This is a genomic window from Citrobacter freundii complex sp. 2025EL-00176 (genome assembly GCF_053309355.1).
On sequence record NZ_JBRYHT010000009.1, the window covers coordinates 176,645 to 198,860 of the forward strand.

At 51.6% G+C, this 22,216-nt stretch carries 22 protein-coding genes, 2 tRNA genes and 1 pseudogene; 8 read left to right on the forward strand and 17 right to left on the reverse strand.

The features are described from left to right. The first annotated feature begins 9 nt into the window (after window positions 1-9). Window positions 10-777: an amidohydrolase gene (locus tag ACVXHP_RS17560; RefSeq protein WP_447571914.1), complete on the forward strand. Its 768-nt coding sequence runs from the start codon at window positions 10-12 to the stop codon at window positions 775-777. A 180-nt stretch (window positions 778-957) separates the two neighbouring features. After that, on the forward strand, window positions 958-1,368 hold the full coding sequence (locus ACVXHP_RS17565) for a Spy/CpxP family protein refolding chaperone (protein WP_447571915.1): 411 nt from the start codon (window positions 958-960) through the stop codon (window positions 1,366-1,368). Window positions 1,369-1,383: 15 nt separating this feature from the next. Here ACVXHP_RS17565 and ACVXHP_RS17570 read toward each other — a convergent pair whose 3' ends face one another. The 9 genes from ACVXHP_RS17570 to ACVXHP_RS17610 form a co-directional block, all read right to left on the reverse strand. Further along, window positions 1,384-2,103 carry an EAL domain-containing protein gene (locus tag ACVXHP_RS17570; RefSeq protein ID WP_304696636.1) on the reverse strand — a complete coding sequence of 240 codons (720 nt, stop codon included), beginning with the start codon at window positions 2,101-2,103 and terminating at the stop codon, window positions 1,384-1,386. 1 nt (window position 2,104) lies between these two features. Then, a complete protein-coding gene (locus ACVXHP_RS17575; protein WP_447571916.1) occupies window positions 2,105-3,772 on the reverse strand; it encodes an O-antigen ligase family protein in 1,668 nt (555 codons plus the stop codon). A 1-nt stretch (window position 3,773) separates the two neighbouring features. Next, window positions 3,774-4,316, reverse strand: a complete 543-nt coding sequence (locus ACVXHP_RS17580; protein WP_038637520.1) for a fimbrial protein — start codon at window positions 4,314-4,316, stop codon at window positions 3,774-3,776. A 9-nt stretch (window positions 4,317-4,325) separates the two neighbouring features. Next, window positions 4,326-5,390: a fimbrial protein gene (locus tag ACVXHP_RS17585; RefSeq protein WP_447571917.1), complete on the reverse strand. Its 1,065-nt coding sequence runs from the start codon at window positions 5,388-5,390 to the stop codon at window positions 4,326-4,328. Next, on the reverse strand, window positions 5,387-5,992 hold the full coding sequence (locus ACVXHP_RS17590; protein WP_447571918.1) for a fimbrial protein: 606 nt from the start codon (window positions 5,990-5,992) through the stop codon (window positions 5,387-5,389). Before ACVXHP_RS17590 ends, ACVXHP_RS17585 begins: the two co-directional genes overlap by 4 nt. A gap of 11 nt (window positions 5,993-6,003) precedes the next feature. Beyond that, window positions 6,004-6,792 (reverse strand): fimbrial biogenesis chaperone, encoded by a 789-nt coding sequence (locus ACVXHP_RS17595; protein ID WP_447571919.1) that lies wholly within the window; start codon window positions 6,790-6,792, stop codon window positions 6,004-6,006. 14 nt (window positions 6,793-6,806) lie between these two features. Beyond that, window positions 6,807-9,278, reverse strand: coding sequence for a fimbria/pilus outer membrane usher protein (locus tag ACVXHP_RS17600; RefSeq protein WP_447571920.1), 2,472 nt, complete (start codon window positions 9,276-9,278; stop codon window positions 6,807-6,809). Window positions 9,279-9,319: 41 nt separating this feature from the next. After that, a complete protein-coding gene (locus tag ACVXHP_RS17605; RefSeq protein WP_447571921.1) occupies window positions 9,320-9,868 on the reverse strand; it encodes a fimbrial protein in 549 nt (182 codons plus the stop codon). 69 nt (window positions 9,869-9,937) lie between these two features. Then, window positions 9,938-10,486 carry a fimbrial protein gene (locus ACVXHP_RS17610; protein ID WP_447571922.1) on the reverse strand — a complete coding sequence of 183 codons (549 nt, stop codon included), beginning with the start codon at window positions 10,484-10,486 and terminating at the stop codon, window positions 9,938-9,940. A 643-nt stretch (window positions 10,487-11,129) separates the two neighbouring features. Here ACVXHP_RS17610 and ACVXHP_RS17615 point away from each other — a divergent pair. Continuing rightward, window positions 11,130-11,918, forward strand: a complete 789-nt coding sequence (locus ACVXHP_RS17615; protein ID WP_447571923.1) for a winged helix-turn-helix domain-containing protein — start codon at window positions 11,130-11,132, stop codon at window positions 11,916-11,918. Window position 11,919: 1 nt separating this feature from the next. Beyond that, window positions 11,920-12,438 carry a hypothetical protein gene (locus ACVXHP_RS17620; RefSeq protein WP_447571924.1) on the forward strand — a complete coding sequence of 173 codons (519 nt, stop codon included), beginning with the start codon at window positions 11,920-11,922 and terminating at the stop codon, window positions 12,436-12,438. Window positions 12,439-12,593: 155 nt separating this feature from the next. Here ACVXHP_RS17620 and ACVXHP_RS17625 read toward each other — a convergent pair. Then, window positions 12,594-12,670: transfer RNA gene (locus ACVXHP_RS17625), tRNA-Asp, on the reverse strand. A gap of 133 nt (window positions 12,671-12,803) precedes the next feature. Continuing rightward, window positions 12,804-13,532 (reverse strand): DNA polymerase III subunit epsilon, encoded by a 729-nt coding sequence (gene dnaQ / locus ACVXHP_RS17630; protein WP_069324010.1) that lies wholly within the window; start codon window positions 13,530-13,532, stop codon window positions 12,804-12,806. Between dnaQ and rnhA the strand changes: the two are divergent. Further along, window positions 13,486-14,064 (forward strand): annotated as a pseudogene (rnhA, locus tag ACVXHP_RS17635) (ribonuclease HI). The gene dnaQ and the pseudogene rnhA overlap by 47 nt on opposite strands. On the opposite strand, the gene ACVXHP_RS17640 reads toward rnhA, so the two are convergent. Further along, on the reverse strand, window positions 14,061-14,783 hold the full coding sequence (locus ACVXHP_RS17640; protein WP_447571932.1) for a class I SAM-dependent methyltransferase: 723 nt from the start codon (window positions 14,781-14,783) through the stop codon (window positions 14,061-14,063). The pseudogene rnhA and the gene ACVXHP_RS17640 overlap by 4 nt on opposite strands. 33 nt (window positions 14,784-14,816) lie before the next feature. On the opposite strand from ACVXHP_RS17640, the gene gloB reads away from it, so the two are divergent. Together gloB and mltD are read left to right on the forward strand one after the other, a co-directional pair. Next, window positions 14,817-15,572, forward strand: coding sequence for a hydroxyacylglutathione hydrolase (gene gloB, locus ACVXHP_RS17645; RefSeq protein WP_447571925.1), 756 nt, complete (start codon window positions 14,817-14,819; stop codon window positions 15,570-15,572). 71 nt (window positions 15,573-15,643) lie between these two features. Further along, a complete protein-coding gene (mltD, locus tag ACVXHP_RS17650) occupies window positions 15,644-17,002 on the forward strand; it encodes a murein transglycosylase D (RefSeq protein WP_447571926.1) in 1,359 nt (452 codons plus the stop codon). 49 nt (window positions 17,003-17,051) lie between these two features. On the opposite strand, the gene ACVXHP_RS17655 is transcribed toward mltD, so the two are convergent. The 3 genes from ACVXHP_RS17655 to ACVXHP_RS17665 all read right to left on the reverse strand — a co-directional run bounded on the left by ACVXHP_RS17655 (window position 17,052) and on the right by ACVXHP_RS17665 (window position 20,008). After that, window positions 17,052-17,822: a class I SAM-dependent methyltransferase gene (locus ACVXHP_RS17655; RefSeq protein WP_447571927.1), complete on the reverse strand. Its 771-nt coding sequence runs from the start codon at window positions 17,820-17,822 to the stop codon at window positions 17,052-17,054. A 78-nt stretch (window positions 17,823-17,900) separates the two neighbouring features. Next, window positions 17,901-18,701: an endonuclease/exonuclease/phosphatase family protein gene (locus tag ACVXHP_RS17660; RefSeq protein ID WP_137360614.1), complete on the reverse strand. Its 801-nt coding sequence runs from the start codon at window positions 18,699-18,701 to the stop codon at window positions 17,901-17,903. Window positions 18,702-18,832: 131 nt separating this feature from the next. Next, a complete protein-coding gene (locus ACVXHP_RS17665) occupies window positions 18,833-20,008 on the reverse strand; it encodes an MFS transporter (protein WP_304696617.1) in 1,176 nt (391 codons plus the stop codon). A gap of 104 nt (window positions 20,009-20,112) precedes the next feature. On the opposite strand from ACVXHP_RS17665, the gene yafC reads away from it, so the two are divergent. After that, window positions 20,113-21,027, forward strand: a complete 915-nt coding sequence (yafC, locus tag ACVXHP_RS17670) for a DNA-binding transcriptional regulator YafC (protein ID WP_447571928.1) — start codon at window positions 20,113-20,115, stop codon at window positions 21,025-21,027. Window positions 21,028-21,048: 21 nt separating this feature from the next. On the opposite strand, the gene dkgB is transcribed toward yafC, so the two are convergent. After that, the gene (dkgB, locus tag ACVXHP_RS17675) at window positions 21,049-21,852 is read right to left on the reverse strand and encodes a 2,5-didehydrogluconate reductase DkgB (protein ID WP_447571929.1); all 804 of its coding nucleotides are present in this window, start codon (window positions 21,850-21,852) and stop codon (window positions 21,049-21,051) included. Between the two features lie 164 nt (window positions 21,853-22,016). Next, a tRNA-Asp gene (locus ACVXHP_RS17680) sits at window positions 22,017-22,093 on the reverse strand. Between the last annotated feature and the right edge of the window lie 123 nt (window positions 22,094-22,216).

Sequence of the window (22,216 nt, forward strand, 5' to 3'; positions counted from 1 at the left end):
GCCTCGATCGTGCCTGGTTTGAAAATTACGCTGCTGCAACAACCGTTGATTTGGATGGATGGCCCGGCCAACCTACGCCATTTCGACCGACAACTGGAAACCGCCACCGGACGTGATGTGATTGTGTTGCCCGAGATGTTTACCAGCGGATTTGCGATGGAAGCAGCAAACAAATCGCTGCCACAGGAAGAAGTCGTAAGCTGGATGCGCGCCAAAGCGCAACAGACGAACGCCCTGATCGCGGGCAGTGCCGCGATTCAGTCCGAACGCGGTGCGGTTAACCGCTTTTTTCTGGTCGAGCCCGAAGGTCATGTGCATTTCTATGACAAGCGTCATCTGTTCCGCATGGCGGATGAACACCAGCATTACCAGGCGGGAGAAGCACGCGTAATTTTTGAATGGCGCGGCTGGCGCATTCTGCCGTTAGTCTGTTATGACCTGCGTTTTCCGGTGTGGTCGCGCAACCGTAACGATTACGACCTCGCCTTGTATGTGGCTAACTGGCCCGCGCCGCGTTCGCTGCACTGGCAGGTTCTGCTCACTGCGCGGGCGATTGAGAATCAGGCGTATGTAGCAGGATGTAACCGTGTAGGAACTGACGGTAACGGCCATCATTATCGCGGTGACAGCAGGGTGATAAATCCCCAGGGTGAGATTATTGCCACCGCCGAGCCGCATCAGGCCACACGCATTGACGCTGAACTGTCGCTCTCGGCGCTGCGTGAGTATCGTGAAAAGTTTCCCGCCTGGCAGGACGCCGACCCGTTTTCGCTGTAGATATCGCCTCTCCTCCCGCTGCGTAAGATTTTTCCGTAGCGGGATTGTTGCACTCCGTAACCAACCGCAAAACAAATTCGCGTGGCGACATGCTTCAGGCAACGTATTCTGCAAGGGATAATCACTCGTAACCGGCGAGTGTCTGACAATGTTAATAATTCCTTTATCAGGATTTCAATAATGAAGAACTTCGTACGCATGGCTTTGCTGGCTGCTACCGTGGCTGGCGCTTCTTTTAGCACGTTTGCAGCAAATGTATCCAACGTTCCCGCTCCAGCTCAGGACCCGGTAGTCCAGCACCTTAAGCTGACCACCGACCAGGTTGCACAGATCAAAAAATTGCACCAGCAGCTTGAAACCAACGTCAGCCAGATTTCAGTGAAAGATGTTAAAGACGGCGCATTGATTGACGTCATCAAGTCCGGGAAATGGGATGAAACCGCCGTCAAGAAGCAGCTTTCCGCGTTCAGCAATATCGAACAACAAGCGCGTTATTATCGTGTGAAATACTACTTTGACCTGAACAAAGTGCTGACTCCGGAACAGCGCCAGCAGGTACAGAAAGATATCGCACAGACGCTGAGCGAGTAATCTCCATAGCCTGAATCAGCACTGATTCAGGCTTTTCGGCACAATCTCCTGCTCAAAAAAGAAGCCCTGTACAGCATCTGCGCCGCTCATACGGCAGATGGCATAATCCTGCGGTGTTTCTACTCCCTCGATCACCACCCGCTCTCCCAGCCCGCGAAATTGATTGACCAGTACCCTCAACTGCCACTCCGATGATCTGAACTGATGAAACATCCCGCTTTCAATTTTAATGGCATCAAAACGGATGCCAGACAGTCGCCAGACAAAAAACAGCTCAGGCGAAACGTCATCCAGCCACACGCGAAATCCATGACGCACCAGGGTTTTTATGGCGATGCATACCGCCTGCTGTTCTGCCTTTTCCAGACGCATCATGGTCGCGGGATCCTGAATTTCAATCACAATCCGCCCCTCATGCGCCTGCCTGGTGAGTCGCGAGATCCACGACAGACAGGTCAACATCCTGACGGATAAATTCAGCGAATAGCTTCCCGGCAGTGCCAGCACCCGCTGCATTTGCCACATAAACAGCTGCTGTTTCGCGGTGATTGAAAGATGCTTGAAAAAAAGATCCAGCGGGAGCGGTGTGCGTACCTGGCTTAACACCTCACGGACATCCAGTGATGCATCATCAAAAAAATGAATGCGCTGCAAACGGATCCCGGAGATCCGCAGCAGTTCGGCATTACGGGGAAGCTCGGGTACATATTGAGCCTGTTCGCTGAGTCTGTTCATGTCATTCCATTTTTTGATTAAAAGGACGTCGTGCATCCTGTAACCAGGAGATACGGCGATCGTTCGGATAGATCAGGTAAAAGCGAGTCGCCAGACGCTGCGCCTCAACCAAGTCGTGCTGCTGCAACGCCAGCAAGATTTGCGTGAAGGAGATATTCGGGTCCGGGTGAACACGCACATAGTCAGGCGCCCAACGGCGAACCAACGCCAGCCAGCGAGCATCCCGGGTACGTTGATACCGTTGCAGGTATCCCATCTGGAGATCAAAGCGGTAGCGTGTGGCAAGCAACCAGCCGCCCACCGGGAGCGATTCGGCAAGTTGCCACTGTGTTGACTGCCGTTCCGCCAGGGTCAATTGCTGCTGGGTCTGCAGGGTGAGAAGCAACAAGGGAGTGACGACCAGAAACGAGATAAATGCCAGCACACGAATCAACGACGTCGCCAGACGCGTCAGGCTTGCCCCTTTTAGCGCGCTATCTGCACAACGAAGCAGCAGGATCAGCAATAACCAGTGTGGCGTTGACTGTCTGACCGGGTATTCCGTCAACATATGAATAACCACCGGCAACGCCGCCACCAGGCAGGCCCGACGCCAGCGATTTCCGTGCAGCCATAGCCATAATCCACCCGCAATAAAGCACAGCGCGCCCACCAGCCCAACCAGACCGCCCTCCACCAGCCACAGCACCAGTTCGTTGTGCGGATGCGAGATACTACTCAGCCCCAATGGCCCCGCTCGTTCGAGAAAAACAGCAGCGAAACTGCCCACGCCCCATCCGATCCACGGGCGTTCAGCAAATAATGCCAGTGACGTTTTCAGCACCGTCCAGCGCACATGAGAAGTCGTTAAATGATCTACCGTGGCAACGGACAAAAAATAGCGAGCGGCCGCGCCTGCTGCCATACCTAACGCTAACGGCAAGAGAAGTCGCAACAACGTGCGGCGTTGTGCAGGGAACACCGCCAGCAGCAACACTTCGCCGACCGCCAGAGACAAATAGCCGGTTTGCGACTGGGATTCATGCAGCACAAATCCCATCATCACCAGAGCAATCCCGAAAACAATTCGATATCTGCCGCGCAGGCGTAAAACGAGTAGGGCTGACAGCAGCACACCGCACGCCGTAAAACTGGCCAGCAGATTGACCTGCTGAAAAATACCGTAGGGCCGCGTGCCGCGCCGCCAGGCGAACTCCCAGTAATCAACGCCCGGCCAATGCCAGTACTGATAGACAAACGCCAGACATTCGATGACGCATGCCCCCCATAACAGGGCCAGCAATGCCGTGCGAACATTTACCGTAAGTGGAATTTGCAATGTCACCAGATAGACAACCACGCCACCCAGTAGCGCCCCCGCCACCAGCAGCGCCTCGGACCGCCAGACGCCAGGCGTCAGCAGACAAAGCAGCGACAGGATGAGCGCGCCCAGCGTAAATCCCATGGCGGGTACAGTGATACGCCAGCGTCGGTGAGGCAGTACCATCGCCGTACTTGCTACCAACACCGCAGCGTAGATCCAGCTCGTAATATTAAGCGGCAACGACAGACCGCTGCCGCCGTTATTCGACCAGTAGAGGTGCATGACCCCACACCAGAAAAACAGACTGACAATCAGCAATAATTTCTGGGCTGGCAGCGGCGCAATCCGATTCTGTGCGTTCATCATGCTACTGGTAATTCAACGTCCAGGTCCCGCTGGCGCTGAACGGACCGTATTCAAGGGACTGGTTTTTTATCGCCGACGGTTCTGCCGCGACCCACGCCAAAAAATTCAGCGTCATCGACCCTTCAGTAATCTCTGTAACTGACGTGCTTTCATCAAGCCGGATTGCTGTGCCATCGTCTTCACTCATCCCAATTCCGATCCCCGATGCCCCACCCTGCTCGCTGCTATCCAGCGCCAGATGATCGGTAAGCTCCGCATCTTCCTTGCCGCTGAAGGTGACCGAGATCCCGCGGAAAACCTCCGGGTTGCAGTCGCGTAGCTGGATGCTGAATTTTTCCGGCTTACTGCGTCCTGAGAGATAGAGATCCTGCGTCGCGATTTGCCCAAAATCGACCTCGATTTTGTCGCCGCCGGGTGCAAGACTGCAGGCCAGCGCTCTGATGGTGCCGTGAAAATACATATCGCCGCCGACCAGTTTGGTGTCAGCCTGAACCGTTGCGCCAAACAGCAGCGTGCTCACCGCGATTAACGTTCTGAAAGTCATGACCATACCCTACTGAAACTGCGCGACAACGGTGGCAGAGGCTTCAAACTCACCTTCCTTAACGCTTCCCACGCCCGGCTTTGCCACCGGTGCGGCGGTGAGATTCCAGTCGCCCTGATTCTGGTAAAAACCCTTCACGTTGTAGAACTGATTAGGCACAACGGTGCCGCCGCTCTCGTCTTTAATCATAATGCCGAGATCGTCGCGTTTCTGTCCGCCACTCAACGTGCCGAGAAGATGATCGTTAAACCCGGCCGTACCTGACGCCGTGGTGGTTTGTACACCTAAATTGATGTTCAACGCGCCCTGATCGAAGCTGCCGCCTTCACAGACCACATGTATCGGGATCGACTTGCTGTAATTGGTGCCGTTGAGCTTTGCAGCGGATCCAGGCAGATCGCCAAACTCAATGCTGATTTTGTCTCCCCGGTTAAAGGTGCATTTATCCGGCACGGTAATCAGGCCCGATTTAATCACCACGCGAGAAATCGCCGTGGTTGGCGTAGGTCCCGCACCACCCATGCGCCCGGCAACCTCCACCAGCGACTGGGAAGTGATATTGATGCCATTGATAATGGGTTTAGTGACAATAAACGTCACTTTCCCTTTTGAACCACTTTCAACGTTCGTGGCGCGTGTATAGCCCTTACGCTTTTTGCAACTGTTGTTACTGTTGCGGTTTGAAACGTTGGTAAAAGGTGCCTGGATGTATTTGTTATAACGTCCGGCAACCCACACCTGAACTTCGACATCCAGATACTCGTTTAACCGAAAACGGTTCGCCCCCTGATTTGAAGGCGGCATAGTGGTCGTGGTGGTGTAATAAATAGGCTCCCGGGTGATATCAGCCTGTTCGCAATAAAAATTCACCACATACCAACTGCCCAGCTCCCAGGGGAACGGCTCCGTTCTGCCGCCCACGTGGTTTTTGCTGACGTCCAGTGAGCTCAGTTCAATATCGTACTGATGCGGCGACCCGCCCTCCGGCTCACCTTCCCCCTGTGTGAATGCCAGCCCGGCCAGAGGACAGCCTGCCAGCACGACCCACAGCAGCACTTTGTGCAATACGCTCATAGATACTCCAGCTTAAGTCTGACCAGACCGTTAAATTCGCCAGCGGTCACCTCCTGCCCAAAAGATTCCAGCGCGGCAAGAAAGTGAATCGCGTTGTCGCCCGGTTTGAGGATCCACATGCGTTGCGGTTGATTCAGGTGGATCAACTGGTTGCGTTCGGTCAGTAGTCGAATGCCTGCACCTCGCACATCACCGCGAATACGCCCCAGATCGCTGTTTTCCGGCGCGCCTTCGGCCATCAGCGTCATCGAAACGCCACGTTCCACCGTGCTATGCGCCAGCTCCGGCATTTCGCTGGCCTGTCCGGGAAAATCCCTTAAGGTATGGCCAGAGCCTTTTAAGCAGCCATTCAGGTTCAGCGTCACCAATACCGGATCGCTGCGATCGCCGCTCTGGCGAAAGCGGCTGGCGGAAATATCCCCCAGATCGATGGTCTGATCGCGTGAAGCCATATCCAGCACGCACGGCGAAACGAATACCCGACCGTGAAAGCGGACGTTGCCATACTCGCCGGAAACATTGCTCATATCCTGGCGACCGCTAGTGGCCTGAACCGAGCTGGCCATTCCTGCCATCAGCAGAGCGCAAAGCATCTTTTTCATTTACGAGTCCTTTAGCGGGGCTGTTGCTCCATCGGCAATGCTTTACACACATTGCCTATGCAGCTGAATTTCAATTCAGGGTGACCGCCAAAATCGTTCACATACATCATGCTAAACTGGCTAACGCTGCCGTCGGTGACGCTGAAATCAAGCGAGGATTTTGGTGAGACCATAACCCCGGGGAAGTCAGTCAGCCTGCCGCCGCCCTGCGCTTCCGGCTTACGGCTTAACCCGATTAAGGTGACAAAGTATGGCGTTGGGTTATCCACGCTCCAGCGTAGACCCTGCTTGTGAAAGACCAGTTGGTTTTGCCACACCGCGCCCGGCGTTTCCGGCACGATGGCAGTCGGACGGTAGAACAATTTGATGCGCGACTGCATCGCCAGTTGCAGCACGTTAGGCTTATCCGGCTTAGGTGGAATTTCACGCACGTTCAGGTAGAACAGGCTTTCGCGATCCTGGGGCAGAGCGTTAATCCCACTGGTTTTCGTCACGCGGGCAATGCCCTTTTGCCCACCGTTAATTCGCTGCAGCGGCGGTAAGACCATCAGCGGCGAGGTAACTTTTGTTCCGTTGGCATCTTCCACCCACGACTGGGCCAAAAACGGAATGCTCGGGCTGGTATTGGTTAAGTTCGCACTGACAGATCGCGCATCACCGGTGATGATCATGCGGGTACGGTCGAGCGCAATGCCCGCCCAGGAAGCGTTGATCTCTGCAATAAAAAACAGGCCACAAGCCACGGGTTTGAGCCAACGCTGCACGGAGTAAAAAGCTTGATTTTTCATGACAAAATTCATTCTGGTTATTGAAATTATTCACAAGGCAACAGCACGTTACCTTCCGGATTGAGTTGTTGTGGCACCTGTAAGTGACACTGCGCTCGACCGCCCCACGCCACGGAAAGACGCTCAGCTGGATTCACACCCGCAATCCAGGCCATGCCGTTTTCCATCACCATGGCGACGCTGACGCCGTTGGCGTTAAACACTTCAGCGCCAAACGGCGGTACCGAACCATCCTTCAGGCGCAGCAGCGCCATCATTTTTTCCCCCTGAGCCACGGCAAAGCGTTGATAGCCAATTGCCCCTTCCGTCAGGGTGTTAGTGACGATGGCTTTGGTCGCGGAAATATCCTCGTCCATTGCGTCCACATCGATACGGGTGTCAAAGCTGTGATAGCTGACGACGTCCGGTACCACGGCAATACCGAAGCGGTTTGAGTGCGCCTGTTCGCCGTTCAGCGGAACATTCGGCACACCGTCGGTATCAACCATCACTCTGGCGGTATTCATTGACGCCTGGCTGTTGTGCAGCGCCGCGCCGTGACGCGTCGCGGTAAAACCGCCGCGCATCGTGCCGCCTACGGAGAAATAGCGTGATTGCTGCCAGCTGACGTTAGATTCCAGCTCCGCCATCATGCTGCGGTGCTTGTAATAGCCATCAAACGCCGAGTGTCCTTCACCGGAAACCCCTGCGCGCAAACGCCACGGATTATTACGGTCGCGGTTATCGGAATACGAAACCATCTGGCTGGTCTGGTTGCCGCTGTTTTGCAACTCATAATCCATGGATCGGCCATCGCTCCAGGGAACCGAAATTGAAAGCGAAAGACTGTCGTCCCGTTTGCCCTGATACTCAGAGCGGTAAGCCGCAAGGTTGGCGCTGATCCCCTGGATGCCCGCCAACGAAAAGCTGTGTCCCATCGACAACCCGTAACGATCCTGCGAACGGCGATCCCAGTAGTTCTGGTGGGTGTAGGTCAGATACAGCGTGGTGGCTAACTGCGGATCGTCGGCAAAAAAGGTCTTGTTACCGGTGATGGTGTACATCTCTTTTTCGTTACCGGCGCTGTTGTTATTGGCATACTGCTCGTCGAGGAATTGCGAAAAAGTGCGGAAATTACGCTGTGAAAAGCGGTACCCGGCAAAGGTGATGGCGCTGTTGTATTCATCAAAGGTTTTGGCATAGCTGAGCTTAAAGGACATGCCTTTTTGTTCAGCCTGATGCTTCACCCGACTCACGGATTGTGTCGCATCAGCCGACAACGCCCCCAGCCAACTCAAATCCCGGCCAATCCCCATCGACCAGGCGTTATAGCGATCGCCGGTGAGCAGCGCACCGCCATACAGCGACCACGCATTACTCACCCCCCATGAAAAATCGCCGGTATAAAACGCAGGACCCTGGATGTCATGGTTGTAAAGCGATGGCTTACCGACCGCGGTGTTGTAGCGAACGTAGCCTGGGCGCGTCAGGTAGGGAATATCGGCGGTATTAACCTGAAAGGTTTGAACGCTGCCATCCTGCTCCTCGACGCGTACATCCAACGTGCCGCGTACCGAGCCGTGCAGATCCTGAATGTTAAACGGCCCCGCAGGAACGGTGGTTTGATAAATAACACGTCCCTGCTGACTGACGGTGACCTTCGCATTACTACGCGCGATGCCATGAACTTCAGGCGCATAACCCTGCAAATTCGGTGGCAGCATACGCTCATCGCTGGCAAGGTTAACCCCGGTAAAACGAACCGAATCAAAAACCTGAGAATTCAGATAGATTTCGCCAAGCGTCAGTTTTGCCGCCTGCATCGGTAATGGGCGATAAGCATAGATCTGATCCCAGTCGATACGCCCACGATTATCATCGGAAGCGTAATTGGCCTGATACTGCCCACGGAAGCGCCACGCGCCAAGGTTAAATCCGGTTTGCCCGTAGCCAGAAAGAGAGCGGTAACGATCGCCCCCTTGTGCGTAATGTGTGGCCTGACCCGAGACGCTGTAGTCAAAAATCAGCCCCGCGACGCCATTATCCCAACGCTCCGGCGGCGTCCAGTCTGGATCGGTATATTTCATCCATGCCTGCGGCACGGTAATGTCCAGGACGCCTGCGCTATTATTCAACGCCACGCCCGGCAGACGAGAAATGTCATAGCAGGTCGCGCTAATCGGATGAATATAGGTCAGCGCCTCTTCTTTGAGCGCCAATAATTCGAGTTGCTGTGGCGTCAGACACGCCATGGATTTATGCGGGTTGGCAGGATCGACGATATAGCGGATCGACTGCTGAGGAATTTCCTGGCTGTTAATACGAACATCCAGCAAATATTCTCCGGGAGTCACAAAGTTGCCTTCGGAAAAACGCTGCAAATCGACATTCTGCCGGTCGCTGGCATCCAGTACGTCAGTATTAAATTCAACGGCCTCATCCGCTTCAGCCCATGCAGAGGCACAAACCAGAGTAATAAATAGCGCCAGGCGTTTTTTATCTGTTTTCAGCGTGATCATTTTCGTTCGCAAACCTTCAGATACCCGAATTGCAGTGCAGCTCAGAGATAATTCACAACAAAATGCGTGACCGCAGTAAATTCGCCGGATATCATTCTTCCGTCACGGGAGATCAAATAAGCCGTAAAGTTGAGCGTGTTCTTTCCTGGGTTAAGCACATAATCAGGTGATGGTTCGCCCAGATGAATTTGCTGTCCTTTGCTGTCGTATATTTCTATTGCTAAATTTTCAGTTTCCGACTGCACGCTCAGATAATCAGGATTGTCCCTGTCGGGCGCACCAGAAAAGGTAATATTGGCGCGTTGAAACACATTCCCGGAATGTTGAGAATCCCCTAATGAACATCCCAGCAAATGAATACTGAAATCATGCGCAGACACTTTTTCTGGTCTTCCGGAAATATCTCTGGCAGAGAGATCATCGAATTCAACCAGTAGCGACCGGTCGTGCGGGTCAACATAACAGGCAGCCTCAATAATATTTCCTCGCATGCGCATTTTGCCGGGCGTACTGTTTAGACGATTGGCACCAGCCATAACCCATGCAGGCGAGATAAAGACAAAAAGCAGTAAAATTCGCCATCCAGGCATAACCGTATTTCCTTTCAGTTATTCGCAGGAAGGGTTAAGCAGGCGCATTAATGCGCCCGCTGCGGGTAATTACTGATAGTCGATCTGGAAATTAACGGTAGATTCGAAATCACCCGGCGTTACCGCTGCAGAAGCGTTGTTAGCCTGCAGATAAGCAACGAAATCAATGTCGGTTTCGCCGTCAGTAATGTTGACCTGAGAGGCCGCTTTGCCCCATTCCACGTCCTGGTTGCCGCTATCAACCATACCAATACCCGCGCCCTTTGCAGTACCAGAGGTGAATGCAGCCAGCGCGTTGTTGTCTGTATCAATCGTTGCCGGGGTATAGGTCACAGTGGCCGTTTTCGCAACGGTGGTGTCGCAGCCCTGAAGAACGATTTTGGCATGCTTAACGCCAGCGCGTTGATTGTCTTTTAACTGAGAGGTTGGGATCTCACCAAAATTAACCTGCACCGGGCTGGATTCAGGTGCCAGACCGCATGCGGAATTCACCAGAGAACCGGTGAACTGAATTTTACCGTTAGTCGGTTCAACACTTTTTGCAGCGAAAGCAGAAGAGGCAGTCAAAGTCATTCCCGCCATCAGCGCGCAGGCCACAGCCACGTTTTTCATTTTCATATTACTACTAACCTTATATCTGTTTTTAGTTATTCCGACGATCTATTTCCGCAGACACTTCACGTCAGGGAAATGCTGATCTGCAGGTGGCGGTAGCGCAAATCCTTGCAAACAATCCATCTCAACCCGCCCCTTATTTTGAACATCATTGGTATTCCATACGAAATACAGTCCACAGCAGTTCAGGCTGTTTCGGGGCTTATATTAAGTCGGCAGAAAAATGACACAATGCAAAAATACGGTATTAATCAAACTCAGGGAATCGTGTTGCATCACCGCCTGCACAACGATCGTTTACCTAAAAAACCGCCAAAATTAACGCTAGCACCAGTGTTAATATCTATTATTTGATGTTTTTATAGAGTTTTTATCTATCAACTATTTTTTTATTTAGCCCGGATACCAGGCAAAATGTATTTATGAAAGTTTTGTAAAAATGAAAGCGGATATCAAAAGCGAGTAATGACAATAAGATAGTGACAGAGAGAAAGGAGAATGAGACATCTCATAAGAAATATTAAAATATTGTTATATAAATATTAATGAAGCGATCTATGGGGCAACCATTTTTTATAAATGAATTATGTTATGCTATTGCTTCCCCCACTCGAATGCGAGATATCCTGCTTTAAAGGAGACATCAGTGATTTCTCATATACCAATAAACAAAATTAAATCCGTAATTATTGGTGATGGCTTAGTTTTCAGACCAAATAAAAATACCCTAAAAGACCTGACATCGGGTGAAATGGCCACATTGAATAATGTGGCAACGCAATTACTGCTCTATTTGTTGCAAAATGGTAAAGAGATTTCCTCGCGCGATGAAATTCTGCTGAATGTTTTCCAGCATAATGGTGCCCGAGCGACGGATGCCAATCTCAACCAGCACATTTCATTCCTGCGCAAAGCAATAACGTCAACGGGTCACCCTGCAGATCTCATCGTCACCATTCCGCGAATGGGATTTCGGATGGGCGACGTCAATATCAATATTCAGCAACTGGAAGAGGCGCAAGCTCCAGCGAGAATTGCCAATGTTGCATCGAGGCTCAACAAAAAGAAACGAAACCGGTGGCCTGTCGCGATAACAACGTTAATCACCAGCATCGCGGTGCTGGCGACAGCGTGGTTAACATGGATCCCCAATGAAATCGCCATGACAGACGCAGCTATTCTGCGGACAATCGACTACGAGCAATGCCGGGTACATATATTAGGAAACGCTCTCACCGATACCATAACTGAAAAGAAAGCGCTGGATATATTCAAGTCAGTGGGGATTAACCCAAACTGTTCGCATCCAAAAGATCTCTATCTTAATACGTGGGCGAGCAACCATAACCTGGTTGAGTGGTCGTTTGCCGCTGAATGCGGGCTAAATCTCGGCTATTACCATTGCGTCAGCCAGTATCGTCATTATGAGGAATGATATGAAGCAGGAAAGCGATCACTCTCCTTTACTGTGGTCAGTGGTAATTGTCATTTTTGGGCTGGCGGCCATTGCTTTTTTCATTATCGCCGGGAATGCGAAGAAACAAGAAATCAGCTTTTCATGCTCATCGGAATTCACGTCGATACTCGACATCCAAAATAGCAAAAAGGAACTCAACGGAATTATGCTGATCACTAGCTACAATTCCGGACACCTTTCATTGTCAGTACAAGGGAAATTCAAAAGTGATGAGGGTGAGTTCACGGTTAACCGAAAACTGTTCTTTCGCTACGCCCGTCCGCTCGGCCATACCGCAGGCGTTTTCATGCTCACTCCCGATGGACGTGAAAAATCCCCCGATGATGACGCAACGGATGCTGTCGATTATCTCTTCTTCGACGCTTACGAACGTGCCGACAAGTTGTATATGCTGAAGCACCTGAATGAGGAAACGGTTCTTATTGGCGATAACTTTTCACCCCGCTTCGCCTGCGTGATGAATCACTTCGCGGGTTAATCGCCTCTACGATATGCGTCGGGTTAAGGATGACCTGATGTGTTTCCCGCCCGGCAGCGCGGATGTATCGATACAGTGTAATGAGAGGATTGTTATTTGGGTGAGACTTAAACGACGAAAGCCTGAATCATTTCTGATTCAGGCTTTCTGAATAGTGGCGGAATGGACGGGACTCGAACCCGCGACCCCCTGCGTGACAGGCAGGTATTCTAACCAACTGAACTACCACTCCGCGTTGTGTTCCGCTTGGGAACGAAGCGAATATTACGGATTGCCTCGCGCCTCGTCAACGCTTTTTCTCACGTTTTTAATCGTTTGCTGCAAAAATCACCCGAATGGTCATTTCTACACTGCAATTGGGTAATCTACGCCCGCCAGAGACAACTTCCGCCCTTCTTCTGCACCAGGTCAAGGCGCGACTCATGGGCCGCTAACTCCTCATCAGTGGCGAAAACAACGCGTAGTTTACTCGACTGCCGAACAATGCGCTGGATCCCCGTGTCATTTTGCTGCTGGCTGTCGCCTTCCATCGAGAATGCCATCGTGGTCTGCCCACCGGTCATCATCAGATAAACGTCGGCCAGAATCTGGGCATCGAGCAATGCGCCGTGCAGGGTTCGTTTACTGTTGTCTATTTCATAGCGCGAGCATAACGCATCAAGGCTGTTTCGCTTGCCAGGAAACATTTTCCTTGCCAGCGCCAGGCTATCGGTTATTTTGCAAAATTCGTTGGTTTTCGGAATATCACGATTGAGCTTAGCAAACTCGTAATCCATAAAGCCGATATCAAACGATGCGTTATGGATGACCAGCTCCGCGCCGCGAATGTAGTCGAGAAACTCATCGGCTACTTCGGCAAATGTAGGCTTATCAAGCAGGAATTCGTCTGCGATTCCGTGTACGCCAAACGCTTCCGGATCCACCAGCCGATCCGGCTTCAGGTAAACGTGGAAGTTATTACCGGTCAGGCGGCGGTTCACCACTTCGACCGCACCGATCTCAATGATCTTGTGGCCTTCGTAGTGGGCGCCAATCTGGTTCATACCGGTGGTTTCGGTATCGAGGACTACCTGTCGTGTAATTCCAGTGCTCATAACGGTCATTTATGTCAGACTTATCGTTTGATTTCGATTTGCTAAAACAGGAAGTCTACCAGAGATGCTTAAACAGGTAGAAATTTTCACCGATGGTTCTTGCCTGGGTAATCCAGGGCCAGGTGGTTACGGGGCAATTTTACGCTATCGCGGGCGCGAAAAAACCTTTAGTCAAGGGTACAACCTCACAACCAATAATCGCATGGAGCTGATGGCGGCAATCGTTGCGCTGGAAGCCCTGAAAGAACAGTGTGAAGTGATACTCAGTACCGACAGCCAGTATGTGCGCCAGGGCATCACGCAATGGATCCACAACTGGAAGAAGCGCGGCTGGAAAACGGCAGATAAAAAACCGGTAAAGAACGTCGATCTGTGGAAACGTCTGGATGCTGCGCTGGGGCCGCATCAAATCAAATGGGAATGGGTTAAAGGCCATGCGGGCCATCCGGAAAACGAACGCTGCGATGAGCTTGCGCGCGCCGCGGCAATGAGCCCGACTCTGGATGATATTGGTTATCAGGCCGAGTCTTAAGCGTCCGGTTTGCGGTATTGCCGGGTCGCGCCAACGGCCTGGCGGATAGGCGTTTTGCTTTTATTTTGTTTCATTGGGTTAAGCGTAAGCGGAATGGTTCGCTTACGTGCGACCACCAGTTGCAAACATCCCAGGGCAGGAATATGAGCGCTTAACATTTTCCCGCCCTTCTTATTCCAGGGCAGGACATGAAAGCGGCTGTAGTGCAGCACTTCAAAATTGAGTAAAGAGAGCCAGTCCAGTTGACGCATGAGGGTAAACATCCGGCTGTTGTATGGCGGGGTCTTGCGCAATACCGGCACCAGTTTACGCAGCCCCATCAGGCTTACCGGATTAAACCCGCTCAGAATCAACCAGCCGTCATCAATCAGCACGCGATCGGCTTCACGCAGTAACCGATGTGGATCGGAACACCACGGTAGCGTATGGGCCAACAAACAGACATCCACCGACTTGTCGGCAAAGGGCAGATGTAAAGGATCGGCCGTTACCTGCATGGGAGAACCCAGCAAAGAAACATTCACCTGATGAGAAACCGCGCACGCTTCAGAATCGATTTCTGCGCTTAAATTACCAATTTTAAGCAGATGAAAACCGTACATTTTTGCGAACCACGGGTTAAGCTGATGCTCCAGCGCCTCACGATAGTATTCGCCCCAGGGGAAATCATCCCAGCTCACGGGCGCTACGACAGTTTGAGGGATCCTTGCCGGTTTCATCATAACCTTCCGTTTCGCTTTGAGAGGTAAGATATGAATCTTAACAGTATTCCTGCATTTCAGGACAATTACATCTGGGTCCTGTCAAATAATGACCAACATTGTCTGATTGTCGACCCGGGCGAAGCCGCCCCAGTTCTGCAAGCCATTGCAGAACATAACTGGGTGCCAGAGGCCATTCTGCTAACACATCATCATCAGGATCACGTTGGCGGCGTGAAAGAACTCCTGCAACACTTCCCACAAATAGTGGTATACGGACCGGCTGAGACGCAAGATAAGGGAACGACACAAATAGTCGAAGATGGCGATATTGCACTCGTATTGGGGCATGAATTTAAGGTAATTGCTACGCCGGGTCACACTTTAGGACATATCTGTTACTTTAGTCACCCTTACCTGTTTTGCGGGGATACGCTCTTTTCTGGTGGCTGTGGTCGGCTTTTCGAAGGTACCGCAACGCAGATGTATCAATCACTTAAGAAAATCAGCGCACTTCCCGATGATACTCTGATTTGTTGCGCACATGAGTACACATTAGCAAATATGAAGTTTGCTTTAAGCATCCTCCCGCACGATTCGTTCATAAATGAATATTATCGTAAAGTTAATGAGTTACGCCTAAAAAAACAAATGACACTACCCGTAATTCTGAAAAATGAGCGGCGAAATAATATTTTTTTACGAACTGAAGATATTGATTTAATTAATGAAATTAACAAAGAAACAATATTGCAACAACCTGAAGAGCGTTTTGCCTGGTTAAGGTCAAAGAAAGATACGTTCTGACAATTCCGGGTTGCCTTTTGAAAACTTCGCCGTTATGATCGGTCGTCTTTTAAGCAACTATTGACACACACATGAAGGCAAAAGCGATATTACTCGCCTCTGTCCTGCTTGTTGGGTGCCAGAATACTGGTAACGTCCAACAGCACGCACAGAGCCTTTCTGCAGCTGGTCAAGGGGAAGCAGGAAAGTTTACAAGTCAGGCGCGATGGATGGACGATGGAACATCTATCGCTGCTGATCAAGATTTGTGGGCTTTCATTGGTGACGAGCTAAAGATGGGAATTCCGGAAAACAGCCGGATTCGCGAACAGAAACAGAAGTATTTACGCAATAAGAGCTATCTCCACGATGTAACTTTACGGGCAGAGCCGTATATGTACTGGATAGCCGGGCAGGTTAAGAAACGTAACATGCCAATGGAACTGGTACTACTACCCATAGTGGAGAGCGCTTTTGATCCTCACGCAACGTCTGGCGCCAATGCCGCAGGTATTTGGCAGATCATTCCGAGCACGGGGCGCAATTATGGTTTAAAGCAGACCCGCAATTATGATGCACGTCGCGACATTGTGGCTTCCACCACTGCCGCGCTGGACATGATGCAGCGTCTGAACAAGATGTTTGATGGCGACTGGCTGCTGACCGTAGCTGCTTATAATAGCGGTGAAGGTCGCGTGATGAAGGCGATCAAAACGAACAAAGCGCGTGGTAAATCCACTGACTTCTGGTCGTTACCGTTGCCTCAGGAAACGAAGCTGTATGTGCCCAAAATGCTGGCATTGAGCGATATTCTCAAAAACAGCAAGCGCTATGGTGTGCGTCTGCCTACAACAGACGAAAGCCGCGCATTGGCACGTGTTCGCTTGAATAGCCCGGTTGAGATGGCTCAGGTTGCCGATATGGCGGGTATATCCGTCAGCAAGCTGAAGACCTTCAATGCAGGCGTGAAAGGCTCCACGTTGGGTGCCAGCGGTCCGCAATATGTGATGGTGCCAAAGAAGCATGCAGAAAAGCTGCGTGAGTCTCTGGCTTCAGGCGAAATTGCAGCCGTGCAGTCAACGCTGCTCGCGGATAACACGCCGCTGAACAGCCGTAGCTACAAAGTTCGCTCTGGCGATACGCTTTCTGGTGTTGCTTCGCGTCTTGGCGTGAGCACAAAAGACCTGAAACAGTGGAACAATCTGCGTGGTTCTTCCCTGAAAGTAGGCCAAAGCCTGACGGTAGGCGCCGGAACCAGCGCGCAGCGACTGGCTAGCAACAGCGATAGCATCACTTATCGTGTACGTAAGGGCGACTCGCTGTCGAGTATTGCCAAACGTCACGGGGTTAACATCAAGGATGTGATGCGCTGGAATAGCGATACGGACAATCTGCAGCCTGGCGATCAGCTAACGTTGTTTGTGAAAAACAACGGTATGCCGGACTCCTGATAACATTGTAGAATTGAAGGCACTGGTTTCCCCCCAGTGCCTTTTTTATTTATCCTGCTTTATGCGCCTCTACCATTATTGTGTCGCTGGTAAACGACCCCTCTTCCTGTAATGCAAAGTAGGCCTTCACATCAGCAGAAGCACTCTGTTGGTATAAACGAATCGCTTCGGTCAATGCCGCAGGCGTACGCATCCGCGCAACCCACGAACTGAACTCCAGCGGCAGGCGGTCAGTTAACAAGGCGTCAGCAATCAGGTTGGCGTCATTGATTAAAGACAGCCACTCCCCGCTGGAATAATTGCGTACGTGCGAGGTATCACGCAGCGCTTCCACGGTTTGTAACCAGATATCACGTACAGGGTGACCCGGCGACATCACATCCATCACGATCAGTACGCCGCCGGGCTTCAGGACGCGGCTCACTTCCCGCAGCGCGCGACCGACATCATGCCAGTGATGCGCTGAATAGCGGCTAATCACCACATCAAACGCGTTATCTTCAAATGGCAGGTTTTCGGCATACCCCTGGCGCGTGGAGATATTGTCCAGGCCCTTCTCTTTTGCAGCCTCTGCCACCACCTCAAGCATCTGAGACGATAAATCATAAGCCACAACCTGTTGTACGTTTTGCGCAGCCACAAAGCTGGCGTGCCCTGCTCCACATCCCATATCCAGTACCCGTGCCTGTGGAAAAGCAGACAGCCTTTCCGCCAGTCGTTGTAAATCACGACCCGTAGCATGTACGGTGCTGATTAAATAGGCATTAGCCTGAGAGCCAAACTGCTTTTCGACGTTGTCATGGTGGGAGCGTGTTGTCATTGTGTTGTCCTTCGGTTGTTGTTTAATAAGAAGGGCAGCACCACTACAGGTCTGCCCTACGGCAGACCTGACACACCGTTATTGTTCAGGTTTGCCGGGACTGAATTCAACGAGTAGCGGATTGTGATCGGATGCGCGGGTGACCAGCACAGAGGCTTCACTCACGTTCAAACCACGATAGAACACAAAATCGAGAGGACGACCAAACGCGCGTCGGCGTTGATCGTCGGTAAAGCGCACCTGGCGCAGCGACATTTCGCGCGCAAAGCGGTACAGCGCGTTCATCCGTCGACGGCTCCAGGCATTGAAATCACCCGCCATGATCACCGGACCGCTGTGATGGGCAATCTGATCGCCAATAGGAAGTAACTGCTTACTATAGACATCGACGCCAAGGCTAAAGTTAACCGCGTGGATATTCACCACCATTAATAAACGCGTATCAGGCAACGGGTAAACCGTCACCAACGCTGATTTCGCCAGCCGTAAAATAGGCTCACGCTCGCGCAATGGACAGCAGTAAACAGGATGGGCGGCGGAGAGCGTCATAACACCAGAGGGGTGCTGTGGCAGCACAAAGGCGGGTACCTGGTCGGCAGCGAGATAGTTAGCGGTCGCAAACTGCACCAGTTCAGGCGTAGTTTGCGCTTCCTGCAATAACACCAGATGTGCGTCTTTACCAAAATTTTTCAGCACCGACTGCCATTCTGCACGCTGCTGCTTAAAAATATTCCAAACCAGCACGCGGATGCGATCTTCAGTGCTTAACGGAGCGCCTGCGGGTAATGCCTGGCCAATATGCGCAAACGACCCTGGCGGTAAAATCCGCTCAACCGGCTGTCCGGCAACATAACGCATGGCATAGGTGTTTTTTCGCACTTTAGACTTTCAAACCTCTGTAACGTCAACCAGTCCGCAGCCGGACTGGTTCTTCTGTTATAGGGATTTTAGCACTCACTTTCAACGAACAATTGCAGTTTGTTTTGTAAGTGGGCGCTTACATCAATGATTTACCCCAGAGCAATGCGCACAGGTTTATCAAGACGGCCACTGACGCCCATGAGTAAGAAAGCCACCAGAACGATGAGGGCGCCAATCCACGGCGTCTGCCCCAAACCGTAATGCTCCACCGTTTGTCCGCCAATCACTGAACCCAATGCAATACCAATGTTAAACGCTGCAATGTTGAGTCCTGATGCCACATCAACCGCATTAGGCGTGAATTGTTCGGCTTTCTGAACAACGTAGACCTGCAAACCCGGTACGTTGCCAAAGGCAAAAATCCCCATCACCAGAATAGTGACCAGTGCGGCATACTGAGTCGATGCGGTCACCTGGAAGACCATTAGCAGAACAAACAGCGCGGCGAAAATGAATTTCAGCGCAGGAACGGCGCCATGCTTATCTGCCAGTTTACCCCCCCAGATATTGCCGATAGCCACAGACACGCCATAACCCAGTAAGATCCAGCTTACTGCTGCCGGGGAGAATCCAGCCAGATCCTGCATCATCGGCGCCAGGAAGGTGAATGCTGTGAATACACCGCCGTAGCCCAGTGCCGTAACGGCGTAAATCAGCAACAGACGAGGGTGGGTCAGCACTTTCACCTGGTCACGAATGCTGGCGGCCGCCCGACCGGGAATGTTGGTCGGGATCAGCAGCTGGCTGCTAATCAGCGCAATCACACCCAACATTGATACCGCAAGAAAAGTCTCGCGCCAGCCAAAATGCTGACCGATGAATGTCCCCAGCGGCACGCCCGTGACCAGCGCCACCGTTAAGCCGCCAAACATAATGGCGATCGCGGAAGCCGCTTTCTCTTTCGGCACCAGACTTGTCGCGATGGTAGAGCCAATTGAGAAGAACACGCCGTGCGCCAGCCCTGTCAGCAGACGGGCGACAATTAATGTCATATAGCCCGGAGCCTGCCATGCCAGCAAATTCCCCGCCGTAAACAAGACCATCAGCGCGACCAGTAACTGTTTACGCGGCAGGCGTCCGGTCAGAGCGGTCAGCACCGGCGCGCCAATCGCCACACCCAGCGCATAGATTGAAACCAGCATTCCAGCGGAAGGTAACGAGATCGCCAGTTGTTGAGCAATGGTCGGCACCAGGCCGACGATCACAAACTCAGTCGTGCCAATAGCGAAGGCACTTATTGTCAGTGCGAATAAAGCGAGAGGCATAAATAACTCCATAACATCAGTAATCAGATGACACGCAGTATGCCAGGATGTTTTAATGACAAAAATATCCAAAATATCAATTTAATTTTGCTTCAGGTGCAAAAATGAAAGCAACCTCCGAAGAACTTGCAATTTTTGTCGCTGTCGTGGAAAGCGGCAGCTTCAGCCGGGCGGCAGAGCAGCTTGGACAGGCCAATTCCGCTGTCAGCCGGGCAGTAAAAAAGCTGGAGATGAAGCTCGGCGTCAGTCTGCTTAATCGTACGACCCGACAGCTGAGCCTGACTGAAGAAGGAGAGCGATACTTCAGGCGTGTGCAGCAAATACTGCAAGAAATGGCCGCAGCAGAAACGGAAATCATGGAGTCGCGTAATACCCCGCGCGGCTTACTGCGTATTGATGCGGCAACGCCGGTGATGCTGCACTTTCTGATGCCGCTGATTAAACCTTTTCGTGAACGGTATCCGGAAATGACGTTGTCTCTTGTCTCCTCAGAAACGTTCATCAATCTTATTGAACGAAAAGTGGATGTTGCGATACGCGCAGGCACGTTGACAGATTCAAGTCTGCGCGCACGTCCGTTATTTACCAGCTATCGCAAGATTATCGCTTCACCTGACTATATTGCTCGTTTTGGCAAGCCTGAGAGCGTTGAAGAGCTAAAACAGCATCTGTGCTTGGGGTTTTCCGAACCCATCTCGCTCAATACCTGGCCGATAGCCTGTAGTGACGGACAGCTCCATGAGATCGAATGTGGGATTTCGTCCAACAGCGGGGAAACGTTAAAACAGCTTTGCCTGAGCGGTAACGGCATTGCATGTCTTTCAGATTATATGATTGACAAAGAGATCGAGCAGGGAAAACTGGTGGAACTTCTGGCCGATAAACGACTGCCGGTAGAAATGCCTTTCAGTGCCGTTTACTACAGCGATCGTGCCGTCAGCACACGTATTCGGGCATTTATCGACTTCTTAAGTGAACATATAAAAACAGCTCCCGGAGGAGCTGTGAAAGAGGGTTAAAGGCTACAAAGGGTCAGGCAATTAGTCCCACTCAGGGGCCAGGCCTTCCGGGCTAACCAAGCGGTCGTTGTAATCCAGTGCCGCGATCGCTGCTCTATCTTCGGCATCCAGATGCAGTTCCAGTGCCAGTAGGTTACTTGCCAGGTTTTCACGCTTGGTGGAAGAAGGAATTACTGAGTACCCTTCACCCATTGCCCATGCCAGGATAACCTGTGCCGGAGTCGCATTATGTTTAGCCGCAATGCGTGCAATCACTTCATCTTTCAGTGCTTTACCGTAAGCCAGCGTCATGTAAGAGGTGATGTGAATACCGTGCGCTTTCGCCCAGTCAACCACCTTGCGGCTCTGCAGATATGGAGACAGTTCAATCTGGTTAGTGGCAATATTCTCCACGCCAACTGTAGCAATGGCTTTTTCCATCAGCGGAATGGTGAAGTTTGAAATACCAATTTCGCGAGTCAGCCCTTGTTCTTTAGCTTCAAGCAATGCCTGCATAAATTCTTCGACAGACACGGCATCCCCCGGAGATGGCCAGTGGATCAGCGTCAGATCGACATAATCCGTACGAAGTTTTTTCAGGCTCTCTTTCAGGCTTGGGATCAGCTTGTCTTTGCTAAGGTTTTCAATCCAAATCTTGGTGGTGATGTACAGCTCGCTACGGGGTACGCCACTCTCAGCAATTGCCTGGCCAACAGCCGCTTCATTATCATAGATTTGCGCGGTGTCGACAGCACGGTAGCCCAGTTCAAGCGCCGTTTTAACAGAAGCGATAACCACGTCATCTTTCAGGCGAAAAGTACCTAAACCGAATGCAGGGATAGTCATAGAATTCCTCTTTTTAATCACTATGTTCGTTAACTGAGAGGATTATGACCTGCAGCGCTTTATAGAAAAAGAGCGAAAAATGCAGAGGATTTTTGCGAATTGAGCAATAATCAAATCGCAGGCAAAGAAAAAGCCCTGAGCTAATGCTCAGGGCTCTTAATAAGTGGCGGAACGGACGGGACTCGAACCCGCGACCCCCTGCGTGACAGGCAGGTATTCTAACCAACTGAACTACCGCTCCACCGAATTTCTTTGTCACCACCCGGATTTTCATCCCGGTTTACTGCAATTTGATGCCTGGCAGTTCCCTACTCTCGCATGGGGAGACCCCACACTACCATCGGCGCTACGGCGTTTCACTTCT

What these genes read in the sequence shown, in the direction of transcription:
- ACVXHP_RS17580 (WP_038637520.1), bottom strand. Translation starts at nt 4,316, where the DNA reads ATGACTTTCAGAACGTTAATCGCGGTGAGCACGCTGCTGTTTGGCGCA.
- ACVXHP_RS17640 (WP_447571932.1), bottom strand. Translation starts at nt 14,783, where the DNA reads ATGAAACCGGCAAGGATCCCTCAAACTGTCGTAGCGCCCGTGAGCTGG.
- ACVXHP_RS17655 (WP_447571927.1), bottom strand. Translation starts at nt 17,822, where the DNA reads ATGACAACACGCTCCCACCATGACAACGTCGAAAAGCAGTTTGGCTCT.
- dkgB (WP_447571929.1), bottom strand. Translation starts at nt 21,852, where the DNA reads ATGACTATCCCTGCATTCGGTTTAGGTACTTTTCGCCTGAAAGATGAC.
- ACVXHP_RS17620 (WP_447571924.1), top strand. Translation starts at nt 11,920, where the DNA reads ATGAAGCAGGAAAGCGATCACTCTCCTTTACTGTGGTCAGTGGTAATT.
- yafC (WP_447571928.1), top strand. Translation starts at nt 20,113, where the DNA reads ATGAAAGCAACCTCCGAAGAACTTGCAATTTTTGTCGCTGTCGTGGAA.
- ACVXHP_RS17610 (WP_447571922.1), bottom strand. Translation starts at nt 10,486, where the DNA reads ATGAAAATGAAAAACGTGGCTGTGGCCTGCGCGCTGATGGCGGGAATG.
- mltD (WP_447571926.1), top strand. Translation starts at nt 15,644, where the DNA reads ATGAAGGCAAAAGCGATATTACTCGCCTCTGTCCTGCTTGTTGGGTGC.
- ACVXHP_RS17665 (WP_304696617.1), bottom strand. Translation starts at nt 20,008, where the DNA reads ATGCCTCTCGCTTTATTCGCACTGACAATAAGTGCCTTCGCTATTGGC.
- ACVXHP_RS17570 (WP_304696636.1), bottom strand. Translation starts at nt 2,103, where the DNA reads ATGAACAGACTCAGCGAACAGGCTCAATATGTACCCGAGCTTCCCCGT.
- gloB (WP_447571925.1), top strand. Translation starts at nt 14,817, where the DNA reads ATGAATCTTAACAGTATTCCTGCATTTCAGGACAATTACATCTGGGTC.
- dnaQ (WP_069324010.1), bottom strand. Translation starts at nt 13,532, where the DNA reads ATGAGCACTGGAATTACACGACAGGTAGTCCTCGATACCGAAACCACC.
- ACVXHP_RS17590 (WP_447571918.1), bottom strand. Translation starts at nt 5,992, where the DNA reads ATGAAAAAGATGCTTTGCGCTCTGCTGATGGCAGGAATGGCCAGCTCG.
- ACVXHP_RS17600 (WP_447571920.1), bottom strand. Translation starts at nt 9,278, where the DNA reads ATGATCACGCTGAAAACAGATAAAAAACGCCTGGCGCTATTTATTACT.
- ACVXHP_RS17605 (WP_447571921.1), bottom strand. Translation starts at nt 9,868, where the DNA reads ATGCCTGGATGGCGAATTTTACTGCTTTTTGTCTTTATCTCGCCTGCA.
- ACVXHP_RS17585 (WP_447571917.1), bottom strand. Translation starts at nt 5,390, where the DNA reads ATGAGCGTATTGCACAAAGTGCTGCTGTGGGTCGTGCTGGCAGGCTGT.
- ACVXHP_RS17595 (WP_447571919.1), bottom strand. Translation starts at nt 6,792, where the DNA reads ATGAATTTTGTCATGAAAAATCAAGCTTTTTACTCCGTGCAGCGTTGG.
- ACVXHP_RS17565 (WP_447571915.1), top strand. Translation starts at nt 958, where the DNA reads ATGAAGAACTTCGTACGCATGGCTTTGCTGGCTGCTACCGTGGCTGGC.
- ACVXHP_RS17575 (WP_447571916.1), bottom strand. Translation starts at nt 3,772, where the DNA reads ATGATGAACGCACAGAATCGGATTGCGCCGCTGCCAGCCCAGAAATTA.